This window comes from Paenibacillus mucilaginosus 3016, assembly GCF_000250655.1.
In the GTDB taxonomy this organism is placed as follows: domain Bacteria; phylum Bacillota; class Bacilli; order Paenibacillales; family NBRC-103111; genus Paenibacillus_G; species Paenibacillus_G mucilaginosus.
This window is the reverse complement of the sequence record NC_016935.1, coordinates 801,990-814,984: the sequence shown is the minus strand read 5'-3', so window position 1 is coordinate 814,984 and position 12,995 is coordinate 801,990. Positions and strand designations below refer to the sequence as shown.

Sequence of the window (12,995 nt, the reverse complement as noted above, 5' to 3'; positions counted from 1 at the left end):
TTAATAGTCTGTTGTCTCAGGACTCATGGACAACGTAATATTCAAATTCCCGTTGCGGCACCGCAGCGCATCGATCAATTCCTTCTGGCTGGTGCCCGGACGGAGCGTGATGGCATATACCAGTTCGAAAAGGCTGCCCAGCTCGGTTGTTTTGACTTTCTTGAGATCGTGGACCACATTGAACTGGCGGAACACTTCCTCGAACACTTCCTCATATCCGAGGTCTTCAGGCACGGTAATCTTGAGCAGCTTCTGATCGCTGCGCTTCTCGCCGAATTTGATCTTGTGAAGCACGATCATCAGCACACACAGAATGAGGGTGAAGAGGACCGCATAGCCGAACATCCCGACGCCGCAGGCCAGACCCGTTGCCATGGTGAAGAGGACATAAGAGATATCCTTCGGATCGCCGGGCGCGCTCCGGAAGCGGATGATCGAGAAGGCTCCGGCGAGGCTGAAGGCCCGGGCCACGTTGTTGCCGATGAGCAGGATGATGATGGCGATAATCGAAGGAATCAGAATCATCGTCAGCGCAAAATTCTGTGAATGCGCCTGCTTGCTCGTTTTCATATAAGTCAGGGAAATGACGCCCCCAAGCAGGAATGAGACTACAATCGTAAGTATCGCGTGGGTAAATGTAAGTGTGTTATCCGTTGTCGCTGCTGCAAATAATGTGTCAAGCATATGCTCGTTCTCCTCCCGGCTGCTGCCCTGTTCGCATTTTGATATATTCACTGCCATACTTCGAGAAACTCGTCCGGAACATCCGGTGCTCCGACAGCAGTCTGGCAAGCCAGACCGGAACCGTCTTCTCCGCCTTCACTTCCATGAGCCACCGTCCGTCTTCGAGCAGCGGCTCCCCGTGGTCTCCGCTCTCCAGCATCAGATCATGCCGCCTCGACCGGATATTGCAGTCGAAGGTCACCCGCAGATCCCGGCTTTCCTTGCTGAACATCGCGATCCGGTCGTAGGCCAGATACACCTTAGGCTCCAGCGCATACCGCCCCACGAAGTACTCGATCTCGCTGAGCACCTGCTTGTTCATATAGCTTGCAAGCTCAGGCTTAACCCCTGTACGGACAAAATCATAAGCCTCGTCCGTCCGCAGCGCCGTTCTTCTTTTGTTCACGAGTCCGTGCACCTTCTTCTTCAGCTCCAGGTATACCTTGGCCCCTGGTTCAGGAACCCCGTATGCGCGCAGCCTCAGCTTCTCCTTGTACTTGGGCTTCGATATCGAATGCCGGATCAGGGCATGGTCCTTCGTGTCGAAGTAAATATTACTGATAGAGTAAAAGGTATGCTTGCGGTTATATTCATCAAGCTCCATATACTCCAGAAGCCGGTCATGAATCCGGCGAAAGCCCGTTTCATCAAGCAGATACTTGTTCTCGTAGCGGTTGAACACCTCAATAGCCATTCTCGCTGCCCCCTTCTGTCATCTTGTCTTTGTGTTCTTCTGTATCGGATGGCTTTATCTTAGGGCGCGAACCTTTAACGAACCTTAAACGGAGATTTCAGGTTTCTTTAAGGTTCGGGGTGCTATACTGTTCCTACTACTACTGCTGCTTAAGTTCCGGCGGCACGAGAAAGGAAGAACACCATGAGAATCCTGATCGTGGAAGATGAAGCCCATCTGGCGGAAGCCCTCGCGCAGATCCTGCGGAAGCATCATTATTCCGTGGATGTGGTCCATGACGGCACCTCCGGCCTGGATTACGCCCAGAGCGGGATCTATGATCTGCTGCTGCTCGATATCATGCTTCCCGGCATGAGCGGCCTGACGATCCTGCAGACGATCCGCAGGGAAGGCATGGCCACACCGGTGATCCTGCTAACCGCCAGGGGAGAGACGGCGGACAAGGTCTCCGGGCTCGATTATGGGGCGGATGATTATATTGCAAAGCCGTTCGTGACGGAGGAACTGCTGGCCCGCATCCGGGCGGCGCTCCGGCGCAAAGGGGAAGTGGTCGCGGACCACGCCCTGCGTTACGGCGATATTGAGCTCAATACGTCTACATTGAAGCTCACCTGCGGGGGCAAGGAAATCAAGCTGATCCTGAAGGAGAGCGAGCTGCTGCAGCTCCTGATGACAAGGAAACAGGCGGTGACGCCCAAAGAACTGATCATTGAGAAGCTGTGGGGCTTTGATTCCGAAGCGGAGCATAACAATGTGGAGGTTTACATTTCTTTTTTGAGGAAAAAGCTCGTTCATCTGCAGTCGAACGTGGGGATCAGCACGATCCGCGGCGTAGGCTATGTACTGGAGGTGAAGGGGGATGTTTCGTAAGCTCCGCAATAAGTTTCTGCTGCTGAATATGGTCACGATCTCCGTGATGCTGCTGATCGCATTCGCCTGTATTTATGCCATCATGTATCAAAATACAAGCCGCGGGACCGACCAGGAGCTGCGCCGGGAAGTGGAGCTGGCACGCAAGGCCGCCGGGAACGAAGGTCCGAAGTCCGGTCCCGGCGGCCCCCGTTCGTTCGAAATGGGGGACAATAACGGGGGCAAGCCCGCTTTCGGGCGCTCCAACTCCTTCTCGCTCGTTACGGATGCCGAGGGTACGGTTCAATCCGTGATTTCCCGCCTCGAGCTGACGGACGAATTATCAGGAGGGCTCGCCGCGGCGGCTCTGGCCGATGGCAAGCCGCAGGGCAAGTTCACCCTGAACGATGCCCGCTGGGCCTATGCCCTTCAGCCGATGCCGGGAGGAGGCTATACGATTTCGTATCTCGACATCACCTCCCAGATGGCCTTCCTGACGAATCTGGTGTATGCCTTCCTGCTTGTTGCCGCAATCATGCTGGTCATCATCTTCTTCATCAGCCGCTACTTCGCCGACCGTTCGATCGAGCCGGTACAGGAGGCGTTCGACAAGCAGAAGCAGTTCATTGCGGACGCTTCGCACGAGCTGAAAACGCCGCTTACCGTCATTAATACCAATGTGGACGTGCTGCTTGCTCATCCGGACGATACGATCCGCAATCAGTCGAGGTGGGTCACCTATATCAAATCGGAATCCGAGCGCATGGCGAAGCTGACGAACGACCTGCTCTATCTGGCTCAGATCGATCAGGCCGGTACGGAGGTGCTGTCGGTGCCCTTCGAGGCCAGCGAAGCGGTCGAGCAGGTGGTGCTTACGATGGAAGCGGTCATCTTCGAGCGCGACATCCGGCTCTCCTACGAGATCGAACCGGGCCTGACCGCCCGCGGCAGCATCGAGCAGTTCAAGCAGGTGGTCATGATCCTGCTCGACAATGCGCTGAAGTATACCCATCCCCGCGGGGCGGTCGGGATCACGCTGAAGAAGCGCCACCAGCACATCGTGCTGAAGGTGACCAATACAGGCGACCCTATCCCGCCGGAGCACCTCGGGCGGATCTTCGACCGGTTCTACCGTACCGATCCGTCCCGGGCCCGCAGCCAGGGAGGGTATGGCCTGGGACTCGCGATTGCCAAGACCATCGTGGATAAGCACAAGGGCAGCATCTACGCCAAGAACGGGAAGGAGCAGGAAGTGGCGTTCTACGTCGAGCTGCCGCTGTCCTCGTGAGCTTGCAGCCCTACAGCTTTATAAGAAAAACCCAAAAACCCACATCTGCCGGCAGATGTGGGTTTGAGCTGTTGCATGTGCATCACGTGAGACAGGAGGGCGGTTACGCTTCGGCTACATCCGCCCTTAAATCACCAGCGACCTCCATCATGATGGGGATCACCGCTTTGTTCGTGCCGGAGACATAGATATCCCCCTGGAAATGACGGAACGGAATCTGGGCCTCACCGAAGCTCCACATGAAGAATTCCCCTTCAATGGACATCGTGGTTTGACCCTTCACCGTGAATACCGTGGTATACGTAAAATCCGGCTTCGAAGCGAAGTACGCCTTGCACTCCTCCAGGGAGATCTCGGGCGCCTCCGACTCCCCATTCTCCTGAAACGCTCTTGTAATCCGGTAAAGCTGACTCATGATAACCTCCGTTCTGGTTGCTCCTGACTTGGCTGCTTACCCGAAGTACCGTTCCATCACCACATACGTTTTGCCGCTTTTCGTGAAGGTGTCCTCTGTTGGGGAAAGTCCGAATTTTTCATAGAAACCAGCCTTCTCGACCCTGGCATTGCAGTAAATCCGCTTCACGCCTGCACGCTCCGCTTCGCCGAGCACATGGGTCAGGAGCCTGCTCCCATAGCCCATCTTCTGACGAGAAGCGGATGTCGCAAACTTCCGGAACTGCGCTTCTCCTCCGCGGACAAAGAGCGACACCACCGAGAGGAGCTCCGCTCCTTCAAACAGACCATAGTGAGCTCCTTCGTCGTCATCCGCGAGCTTCACATAGTCGTAGTCCTTGTCAGGCCACATGACCTCATGGCGCAGCTGCCATGCCTGTTCTTTCCTTATGGGTTGTATGTTCACCAATTCATCAGCTCCGTCTGCGAGACTGTCCTCCGGGGTAATCGGTGTACTCATTATACCATGTTTTGGAGCCCTTGAGCCCTCACACCGCTTCGGAGGTTTCTTTGGCCCTGGACACGCCGCCGAATTTGAAGACAAGGACACCGCCGATTAACAGAAGGGCGCCGAGCCCTTTTTGCATGGTAAACGGCACTTGCTCCAGACCGAACCAGCCGAGCGAATCCCACCATAAAGCGCAGATGAGCTGAGAGGCCATGGCGATCGCGGTGGCCAAGGTCGCTCCGAGCCGTCTAACCCCCTGCACCAGACAGGTAACGACCCCTACGCCAAGGATGCCGCTGAACCAGAACCAGGTTTGCATGGGCTGTACGGTGAAGAGCTCCGTCCCCTCGAACACGAGGCCCATAACTAGTGATGCGGCAAAGCCCATTCCGAGCACCAGAGCCGTGGTTGACCAGCCGCCTGACGCCTGGTTCACTTTATTGTTGAACATATTCTGCACCCCGACCAGCGCTCCCGCCGCGAGTGCAAGAATGATGCCTATGAGCATGACTTACTCCCCCTAGGGTTCATATATATTATAGCCGGCGACCGCTTTCAACCCGGCTCTGTCCTTGACGATCAGCGTCCCCCGGTTGCGTTCGAGAAGCCCCTCGGCACAGAACCGCTGAATCACCCGGTGAAGATGCCGGTAGCTGGTGCCGATGAAGCCCGCCATATCCTTCAAGCTTTCGGCGCTGAGCTCCCCGGGATAAGGCCCTTCCGCGCCGCCGTTCTCATAAGAGACGGACAGCAGGTAGCTGGCCAGCCGGACCTCCACCGGATGCATCAGGTTAAAGCTCATCGTGACGGATTTCATATAGAATTTGTTCGTAATGATTTCAAGCAAAAATTGCAGCAGCCGAACTTCCTTCCCGTACTTCTGCAGCCAGTGGTGGCGGACACCGATCATCTCCACCGGAGTCACGGCCGTTACCGTGTTCATGTTCACTCCGCCGCGGATATATTCAATATCCCCAATGACCTCCAGCGGCGTTTTGAAGGAAATGATAAGCGTGTTCCCTTCAGGGGTAGTGGTGTGGACCTTGATTTTGCCGTGAACGAGCACGAATAAATGATCAGCCTTCTCCCCTTGGGAACAAATCGGCTCTCCGGGCTCGAATCGGTAGAGGGCCAGATGCTCATGGAGCGGTTCCGGAAAGACCCCTCCAGCCTGAATTCCGCCAGGTAGCCTTGCAGCTTGTCTCTCTCTTGCAGTTCTCTCATCCCCGGTTCTCCTCCTATGCCAGCAGGACTACGCCCAGAATCATCATGCCGATGCCGGCGAGATGGGAGAGCCTGATCTCAGGCTTGTCCGGTCCGAACCAGCCTTTGCGCTCCATGAGTAGCGTTATACTAATTTGGGCGATCAGCACGCCGGAGACCGTCAAGGTAGCGCCGACTCTGTTCATCGATGTGATATTGCTAAAAATCACGAGTGCCGCGAACGCGCCTCCGAACAAATACACCGGCTTCACCTTTCTGAAGTTCTTCCACGAACGGTCCTTGACCATCAGGAGAATCATCACCGCGACTACAAAACCGGTACCCTGTGTCAGCGCAGCCGCCTGCCACGTGCCGAGCGCTTCACCGATCCTTGCATTGGCCACTCCCTGCAGGGTGATGAATGCCCCGGCCAGACACGCAAATATAATGCCTTTCATGATCTTCCTCCTCTTCCCTACGCAAATCCATACCTTTATTAAACGTTGCTTTTCGGCCGCAGGGATAGGACATATGTCCTTATGCAAAAAAAGCCGCCCGCACGGATGATTGCAGCGGCCTTTGAATGATGTCCTCTACGCCTGTTACAAGCCGCTCCCTTCCCGCAATCTAGCGGCGACGTTCTGACCTTCTCCACTCCACTCTAGTACCGTACCGTCCGCATATAGTATATCCACGTATGGACTTCCATGGTAATGGATTTTGTTGTTCATTAATCACAATCCATAAGACCATATAAGCCTGCAAAAATGGCGGCTAGGATGGAATCCCCAAGGCCTGAAAAATTAAAAACCTTTCGGGCTTTTGACGATATTGAATATATATCTACTGGTCTGCTGTTCATCCTACGAAAGAAAAGAGGAACCGCTATTGGAACTGGAACGGATTTATAACGAACGAAATCGAACCCTGATTGTCACTGCCTGGGTATTGCTTGGAGTTGGAGCCTTGGGAACCATCGGGACGGGCTTTTTCCTGCAGGAGCTGTGGAAGATTATATCGCTGGGCATGCTCCCGATTGCCGTACTTACTTATCTGTACAAAAAGAACATCTTCGCAGTCAATCTGAAGTACCTCATCCTGCTCTCCCTCGCTGTCTATCTGTGTTCGATTGTGTGGACGACCAAGAGCATCTATGCCCTCCTGCTCGTGTTCATACCGCTGGTGCTCACCATGAACTACCCGGACTCCAAGCCGGTCCTGTTCATCGGGGCGGTGATTATCGGATACGTTGCGGTGCTGAGTTTTGGTTACCCGGATCAGGTATTCGTCGGACTGCCGGCCGAGAGGGTCAGCGGAGCCCGGGTGAATGTCATTCAAGTGTTTTTCCTCGTGACCCTGGCGCTTTATATGTTATCCAAAAACAATATCCGCACGCTGGTCCAGACAAGCGCTATGCTGAAGGAAAATCAGGAGCAGAAGGAGCAAAATGAAAAGCTTCTCGGAGAACTGAGAAGCTCCATCGAATATTTGACCGATTTCAGCAGCCAGCTGCGCCAGAATATCGAAGTAACAGGCAGAACAGCCCGGGATATTGCGGTCACCTTCCACGAGATCTCCAAAGGAGCCGAGCTGCAGGCCACCAGTATTTCCGAGATCAGCGATTCGATGAACCGGATCGATTCGTATGTAGGCGATGTGCTGAGAGTCAATACTTATGTGACAGAGCTAGCCGGCACAGCCCGACAGGAAACGGAGAAGGGGAACGGGAACGTGAAGACTCTGTTCACGAATATCCAGACGGTAGAAGAAACGGCCGCCTCAACTTCCCAGGTGATGGAGCAGCTGAATTCGAAAATGGGCGAAATTGACACCATTCTGTCGGCCATTCAGGAAATTGCCAGCCAGACCAATCTGCTGTCCCTGAATGCCAGCATTGAAGCGGCACGCGCAGGAGAGGCGGGCAAAGGCTTTTCGGTGGTCGCAGCGGAAATCCGCAAATTAGCGGAGCACTCCGAGCGCAGTGCCAAGGATATTTCCGGGATCATGGGTCAACTAAGAGCTCAGTCGAATAACGTCTCGGCCCAAATCCAGCTGAGCAATCAGTCCGTGGAGAAGTGTGTACTGGCCATGGGAGAGGTGGAAGAAAGCTTCCGCACGATTCATCGCCATATCCAAGGCGTCTCGGAAACCACCGAATCGGTGAAGGCCAAATCGGAAAGCCTGGATTCTACGCTGAAGGAAGTGTCCGCCCAGACAGAGACAGTGGCGGCCGTAACGGAGGAGAGCTCCGCCGGGGTGGAACAAACCCTGGAATCCAATATGGAGCAGACCCGGCGGATCGAGGGCATTGTCGAAGAATTCGATAAGCTCGATCAGATGATCGCGAATCTCAGCCTGCTGGCTCAAAATCAGAAGTAGTAATATCACGGAATTTGAATCGACGTGCAAACGGGATACCCTTGGATCGGAATCCAAGCTAAGACCGGTGACTGCTGAAGCAGACACCGGTCTTTGTTACGGTTTGCATCGGATTCTCTCCCAAACATTAAATGACTGTAACTTTTGACAAATCGGCTTCCATGCCTTTCAGCAGAGCAAAGGTCAGTTTATCCATCATTGCGCCGTCAAAGCCAATGGTTTGGATCGCGCGATAATACTTCTTAGAGAAGATAGACGCCGACTGAAAGGACACATTCTTGAGTGTTGCACCCTTGAACGAAACTTCGTTTAATGCCGCTTTGTCAAACTTAACGCCGATAAACGTCTGTCCGTCCAAACGTTGCCCGCTCAGGTCGGAGTACGAGAAGTCAACCCCATCGAATACACAACCTTCAAAGATCGTTTTTCTAAGATCGGTCATCGTTAGCGTGACGTCGGTCAGTCTCACTCCTGTGAATTGGGCTCCATCCAGGCCCGACTTGCTGAAATTGGTGCGTACAAGGATCGTCTTATGGAAGCTAGCATTGGCCAGATCGAGCGTGGACAGGCTGCAGTCCGTCAGATTCGCACCGTCAAAATTGGCTTCGCGTACGTCGCTGCTCTTAAACGAACTGCCGGTCAAATCTGCGCCCGAAAAGTCGGAACCGTGCAGCACGCTGCCTGTAAACTGGCCTTTATGGGCCGTCACGCCTGCAAAGTCGCTTTGGGCCAGGTTGCTTCCGCTAAAGTTTGTTACTGCTTGCCGTTCCAGCGAGCGGGAGAGGTTGGCGACCTCCAGGATCGTTTGTTCGATGTCGCCGATACTTTCAACGGTCATCCTAAACGCCGTTTCATCGTCTTTCCCTTCCGCTCTGAGTTCACGGTATCGCTCCTGCAGATCGGAGAGCAGGTCGGCCTTTAATTCGGTGACGCTTTTTACCCCATCGTATGGGGTAAAAACGCTGTTCAGATAATCCGTCAATTTCGGATTCATCATCTCAAATCTCCTTATAATAAATTTTCCAACACGCGTTTGGCATACTCCCAATTGCCTTTGTTGCGGGCGTATGTAGCCTTGCCCTTTTCGGTAATCCTAAAATACTTGCGACGTCCGCCCTGTGATTCATCGCCCCAGTACCACTCGATATCGCCGTCCGCTTCCAGACGCCGGAAGCTGGAGTACATCGTGGCTTCCTTTAGTTCATAATCGCCGCCCGAACGCTCGGCAATCAGCTTGACAATCTCGTAACCGTAACGATCGGCTTCGGACAACAGCCGTAAAATCATCGTATCCGTATGTCCGCGTAACAGGTCGGATGTGATTTTGTTCTCGCTCATTCAATCACCTCCATATCTGCATGATAAGACATGATACTATGTCTGTCAAGGTAGTGTTTTAATTTAAATACTTTATCTGAAATAATTCACCCCTGACAAAATAAAAAACCGCGCAGAGCGCGGTTTCCGTACACCATACACCATTTAATCAAAATCGTACCTCTGCTCCTGCCAGAGATCACCATACGTGATGTAAAGTAACCATTACTAACTGTATGCCACGGCGCATCACCATATATCTGTACTCAAAATCAACTTTGTAAAGTAAAGTGATATTTACTAAAAGGTAGGAGCAGGTGGTTCGTCTATTTTCATACGGAGTAAACTATAAGGCTTCTGCCGCAGGTCCTTTCCATAATGAAATCTTGCCTGCCGATGTAATTGGTTCACGATGAAATATAAGTATTGATCTGGACCAATCGAAAAAGTATCCGGCCATAAAATTCTCGGATCATGTGCGATGGTTTCTATTAATCCATTCGGCAATATCTTTCGAATACTATTGTTTTCATAATCTCCAGCATAAACGTTTCCTTTTGCATCGGTGATCATTCCATCTGAAGCACCTTTTTCCCCCACATACTTCACGTGATACGGTAAATTCATATCCGGTATCGTTCGGTCTCTAAGGGCTTCCGTTGAAATCGAGTACAGATGACGACTGGTGAGAGGACAAAAATACAACATCTTGCCGTCCGGGGAAATCGCTATACCATCGGATGCCAATCTAAAGGGTGAAGTAGATCCGTCTTTGTTTCGATTCATCAGGATTTTACCTTCAACTTTCGGTAAGAGAAAGAGATCGGGCGAAGTTGAATTTGCCCCGTTTAACCGTCTCCAGGAATAACCCGTTTCTAAATCAACGACAATAATGGCTCCTGGTCCTCGGGAAGACGAATCCGTTATATAAGCATAACCTGCTTTACCAACACGAAAATCAAATCGGACATCATTCAGATAAGTGGTTGGCAGGACAACATCCTCTGTAAATGTAAATACGCTTCTTATGGTATTTGAATTTAAATCTACAGCGACTAACTTCGCCCCCCCTTTAATGGGTTCTGAGAAATCAGGAGCCCCCGTATCCAGTACCCAAAGCGTTCCCTTTCCATCAGCAACGACACTTTGGACACTAATGAAGGACGTTGTGATATTCGATAGGCTTACCACATTAGCGTCTAAATTAGGATAAGGCTGTAATGTACCGCTAACGATTTCAGCCACCGTAAATTTAACGTCGTCTCCCCATTTCGGAAAGCAAATGAAAGTACGCCCGGTTTCAGAAACAGCAACGCCTGTAGGCATGGCTCCGTAAAATAAAAAACCGCCTCAAACTTACCGAAATACTTTTCACTCGGTAACATCACTTGTATTAAATCCTCCTCAATAGGACTACTTTCACCTATTTATATGACTGAATGTGGTTCAAGTGCCCGGATAATAAAATATTTTTATGACAACCCCGCAAGTTCGTGTCTATGACGGACAACGAGTAAACGGCGTTGTGTTTTTGCCTAAGCATCACCGCCCACAAGAGCATGGATAAAAAGAAGTACACTTATATACATAGGAGCCTCCTTCCTTGTACAAGTTATGGACATGGACATGGAACGAAATTTATTGCTGCTAGTCTGGTTTGTGTGTATCACCACCATCTATTTTCTTGTTCCAAGAGCAAAAGCTCATGAATTTGTGCTTTGCTTTCTTGTATGTCAGCTGTTGGATGGATAGTAGAAGTGCTGCTCGTTCAATTTGATTTGGTGGCCTACCCGTTACGTGAGTTCCCCAAAGCTTCGGATTTGAATATCACGTTCAAAGTGTTGTGGACACCTGTTGCGAGCGGTCTGTATTACATCTATAGGCCTCGTGCGAATAAGTTAACAAAGTGTTTTTACTTTGCCGCCTGGATTTCACTGCTCACCTTAATTGACGGGTTGCTAGCCGCAAATACCGACTTGGTGGATTATGTACATTTTCACTGGAGTTTGATGGCGATCGTGTTATCGATTATATTCCTATCCGTCCGCGGCCTAGCGGGTTGGTTCTTTAGGGACCGCAAAGTTTTCAGGAAGGAAGCGAATGAGCGATGAGTTTGCTGCTGCAATACGGCATTATCGTTTCAGTGTGGATCCTTTCCTTGTTATTGATTCTTATCATTCCGCGGCAGAAACGCCGATTGGCGATGGTCGCTTTTTTGTTCAAACAGTATATTACGTGTATTTTCGGTCATGCCGTGGTCGAACTCAAACTTCTCGCCTATCCCGTAAGGGAGCTTGCCGACGTTAGCCGGACGAGCTTCACCTACGAGTATATGGCCTATCCGATGACATGTGCGGTGTTTAACTCGTATTATCCGAGCCATCGGAGTGGCTGGATTCAATTCAGCTATTACGTGTTATTCACTACTGTACTGACGATAGTTGAGTTGCTGCTCGTACAATATACAGATCTGATACGATATGTTCGTTGGAACTGGTTCTGGTCGTGGGCTACGATTTTCCTCACATTCCTGATAACTCGAGCGTTCTGCGTGATCTACTTTGGAACCATGACACGAGTGGAAACGGCAAAACAAAAAAACGCAGCCAGTACGACACGTTCCTAAATGTGGGGCTATGCCCCCTAGGAAGCAAAAGCAAGAGGGAGGCCCTTAAGGGCCTCCCTCTTGCTTGTCATGATTCGCTGCGCGGGTCCAGCTCAATTCTCCGGATAATCTCAACAGCATCTAGGTTGATCCAAGTCTTCTCTTTGCCGTCTTCAGATACGAATGAAACTTACACCTGCCGTATCCTCTGTTATGATATCGTATTCAACAAATCGAGCCTGCAGCTGCGCTTTACCTTTATCCATTTCGTAAAGCACCTCAATCAAATCACCCGGTTGCAGCGGATCTCGTGTTCCTCCCCTTCTAATGAGCTTATTGCTGCTCTAGAGGGGATTCCCATGCATGATACAAAGCAGCGGTTTTAATCAAAATCGTACCTCTGCTCCTGCCAGGGATCGCCATACGTGATGCAAAGTAACCATTATTAACTGTATGCCGCGGCGCTTCACCATATCTCTGTATTCAACTAACATTCCCCGATAGTTCAGTCAACTCGTTCTACATCCATTTTCCCAATTGCTTCAGAAAGGGCATTTAAAAGAGCTCTTGCTTCGCGTATATTCATTGATACTTCTGCATCTCCGGCCTTACATTCAGATACACTAAGGAGAAGATTACTCCCCAGAGTACTTACAATTACCATGCCTTCGTTTTCTTGATTCACGTTCAACCTTAAATTGATGATTGGCAGTCTTTCGTTGGTATGCAAACAATGACCTCTTCTCGATATTTGTTTTGAGGAAAGGCAATCAACTAACGTTCCCATATAGCTTAATCGTGACTACTGAATACAAATCACATCACCATTCAAATTCAACATTTCCCATAGTTCTATCTCATCTTGATCTGAGCATCCAACTACGATGTCATAATGGTCCTTATCTTTCCTGATCTCCGTTATACAGCCGTTTACTTGTAGGGAATTATTCAGGGGCACATGAACATACATTCCCTTACTTAATTGTCCCTCCAGCAGAATTCCTTTGATGATAAAAGCTTGTTCTGTCCTCAACGT

General features: G+C 51.0%; 14 protein-coding genes and 2 pseudogenes. 5 read left to right on the top strand and 11 right to left on the bottom strand.

The features are described from left to right. Both PM3016_RS03705 and PM3016_RS03700 read right to left on the bottom strand, forming a co-directional pair. Complete coding sequence (locus tag PM3016_RS03705) at positions 1 to 684, bottom strand: DUF4956 domain-containing protein (RefSeq protein WP_014368459.1); 684 nt, start codon at positions 682 to 684, stop codon at positions 1 to 3. Further along, entirely contained in the window at positions 677 to 1,417 is a 741-nt protein-coding gene (locus tag PM3016_RS03700) for a polyphosphate polymerase domain-containing protein (RefSeq protein WP_014368458.1), read from the bottom strand. The genes PM3016_RS03705 and PM3016_RS03700 overlap by 8 nt, the downstream gene beginning before the upstream one ends. Positions 1,418 to 1,600: 183 nt before the next feature. Here PM3016_RS03700 and PM3016_RS03695 point away from each other — a divergent pair, with 183 nt between their 5' ends. Both PM3016_RS03695 and PM3016_RS03690 read left to right on the top strand, forming a co-directional pair. Further along, on the top strand, positions 1,601 to 2,287 hold the full coding sequence (locus PM3016_RS03695) for a response regulator transcription factor (RefSeq protein WP_013914543.1): 687 nt from the start codon (positions 1,601 to 1,603) through the stop codon (positions 2,285 to 2,287). Continuing rightward, positions 2,277 to 3,554, top strand: a complete 1,278-nt coding sequence (locus PM3016_RS03690; RefSeq protein WP_014368457.1) for a sensor histidine kinase — start codon at positions 2,277 to 2,279, stop codon at positions 3,552 to 3,554. Before PM3016_RS03695 ends, PM3016_RS03690 begins: the two co-directional genes overlap by 11 nt. Before the next feature lie 103 nt (positions 3,555 to 3,657). On the opposite strand, the gene PM3016_RS03685 is transcribed toward PM3016_RS03690, so the two are convergent. The 5 genes and pseudogenes from PM3016_RS03685 to PM3016_RS03665 form a co-directional block, all read right to left on the bottom strand. Beyond that, complete coding sequence (locus PM3016_RS03685) at positions 3,658 to 3,969, bottom strand: hypothetical protein (protein ID WP_014368456.1); 312 nt, start codon at positions 3,967 to 3,969, stop codon at positions 3,658 to 3,660. 36 nt (positions 3,970 to 4,005) lie between these two features. After that, positions 4,006 to 4,413 (bottom strand): GNAT family N-acetyltransferase, encoded by a 408-nt coding sequence (locus PM3016_RS03680; RefSeq protein WP_238540432.1) that lies wholly within the window; start codon positions 4,411 to 4,413, stop codon positions 4,006 to 4,008. 82 nt (positions 4,414 to 4,495) lie between these two features. Continuing rightward, positions 4,496 to 4,963 carry a DMT family transporter gene (locus tag PM3016_RS03675; RefSeq protein ID WP_014368454.1) on the bottom strand — a complete coding sequence of 156 codons (468 nt, stop codon included), beginning with the start codon at positions 4,961 to 4,963 and terminating at the stop codon, positions 4,496 to 4,498. 12 nt (positions 4,964 to 4,975) lie between these two features. Continuing rightward, positions 4,976 to 5,679, bottom strand: a pseudogene (locus PM3016_RS03670) (Crp/Fnr family transcriptional regulator). 14 nt (positions 5,680 to 5,693) lie between these two features. Next, positions 5,694 to 6,116: a DMT family transporter gene (locus tag PM3016_RS03665; RefSeq protein ID WP_013914537.1), complete on the bottom strand. Its 423-nt coding sequence runs from the start codon at positions 6,114 to 6,116 to the stop codon at positions 5,694 to 5,696. 508 nt (positions 6,117 to 6,624) lie between these two features. Between PM3016_RS03665 and PM3016_RS03660 the strand changes: the two genes are divergently transcribed. Next, positions 6,625 to 8,037 (top strand): methyl-accepting chemotaxis protein, encoded by a 1,413-nt coding sequence (locus tag PM3016_RS03660; RefSeq protein ID WP_238540431.1) that lies wholly within the window; start codon positions 6,625 to 6,627, stop codon positions 8,035 to 8,037. A gap of 127 nt (positions 8,038 to 8,164) precedes the next feature. Here PM3016_RS03660 and PM3016_RS03655 read toward each other — a convergent pair whose 3' ends face one another. The 3 genes and pseudogenes from PM3016_RS03655 to PM3016_RS37010 form a co-directional block, all read right to left on the bottom strand. Then, positions 8,165 to 9,031 carry a pentapeptide repeat-containing protein gene (locus PM3016_RS03655; RefSeq protein WP_014368451.1) on the bottom strand — a complete coding sequence of 289 codons (867 nt, stop codon included), beginning with the start codon at positions 9,029 to 9,031 and terminating at the stop codon, positions 8,165 to 8,167. Positions 9,032 to 9,045: 14 nt separating this feature from the next. Continuing rightward, positions 9,046 to 9,375 (bottom strand): PadR family transcriptional regulator, encoded by a 330-nt coding sequence (locus PM3016_RS03650; RefSeq protein WP_014368450.1) that lies wholly within the window; start codon positions 9,373 to 9,375, stop codon positions 9,046 to 9,048. Between the two features lie 279 nt (positions 9,376 to 9,654). Then, positions 9,655 to 10,748 (bottom strand): annotated as a pseudogene (locus PM3016_RS37010) (L-dopachrome tautomerase-related protein). A 336-nt stretch (positions 10,749 to 11,084) separates the two neighbouring features. Between PM3016_RS37010 and PM3016_RS41275 the strand changes: the two are divergent. Continuing rightward, entirely contained in the window at positions 11,085 to 11,465 is a 381-nt protein-coding gene (locus tag PM3016_RS41275) for a CBO0543 family protein (protein WP_148279658.1), read from the top strand. Then, positions 11,462 to 11,980: a CBO0543 family protein gene (locus tag PM3016_RS03635; protein WP_014368447.1), complete on the top strand. Its 519-nt coding sequence runs from the start codon at positions 11,462 to 11,464 to the stop codon at positions 11,978 to 11,980. Before PM3016_RS41275 ends, PM3016_RS03635 begins: the two co-directional genes overlap by 4 nt. A gap of 484 nt (positions 11,981 to 12,464) precedes the next feature. Here the strand turns inward: PM3016_RS03635 and PM3016_RS37995 are convergent, their stop codons facing one another. Continuing rightward, positions 12,465 to 12,689 (bottom strand): hypothetical protein, encoded by a 225-nt coding sequence (locus PM3016_RS37995; RefSeq protein WP_128758891.1) that lies wholly within the window; start codon positions 12,687 to 12,689, stop codon positions 12,465 to 12,467. Positions 12,690 to 12,995: the final 306 nt, after the last annotated feature.

Excerpts from the sequence above, each read along its gene's own strand:
- PM3016_RS03705 (WP_014368459.1), bottom strand. The coding sequence starts at position 684 with ATGCTTGACACATTATTTGCAGCAGCGACAACGGATAACACACTTACA.
- PM3016_RS03700 (WP_014368458.1), bottom strand. The coding sequence starts at position 1,417 with ATGGCTATTGAGGTGTTCAACCGCTACGAGAACAAGTATCTGCTTGAT.
- PM3016_RS03695 (WP_013914543.1), top strand. The coding sequence starts at position 1,601 with ATGAGAATCCTGATCGTGGAAGATGAAGCCCATCTGGCGGAAGCCCTC.
- PM3016_RS03690 (WP_014368457.1), top strand. The coding sequence starts at position 2,277 with ATGTTTCGTAAGCTCCGCAATAAGTTTCTGCTGCTGAATATGGTCACG.
- PM3016_RS03685 (WP_014368456.1), bottom strand. The coding sequence starts at position 3,969 with ATGAGTCAGCTTTACCGGATTACAAGAGCGTTTCAGGAGAATGGGGAG.
- PM3016_RS03675 (WP_014368454.1), bottom strand. The coding sequence starts at position 4,963 with ATGCTCATAGGCATCATTCTTGCACTCGCGGCGGGAGCGCTGGTCGGG.
- PM3016_RS03665 (WP_013914537.1), bottom strand. The coding sequence starts at position 6,116 with ATGAAAGGCATTATATTTGCGTGTCTGGCCGGGGCATTCATCACCCTG.
- PM3016_RS03655 (WP_014368451.1), bottom strand. The coding sequence starts at position 9,031 with ATGAATCCGAAATTGACGGATTATCTGAACAGCGTTTTTACCCCATAC.
- PM3016_RS03650 (WP_014368450.1), bottom strand. The coding sequence starts at position 9,375 with ATGAGCGAGAACAAAATCACATCCGACCTGTTACGCGGACATACGGAT.
- PM3016_RS41275 (WP_148279658.1), top strand. The coding sequence starts at position 11,085 with ATGTCAGCTGTTGGATGGATAGTAGAAGTGCTGCTCGTTCAATTTGAT.
- PM3016_RS03635 (WP_014368447.1), top strand. The coding sequence starts at position 11,462 with ATGAGTTTGCTGCTGCAATACGGCATTATCGTTTCAGTGTGGATCCTT.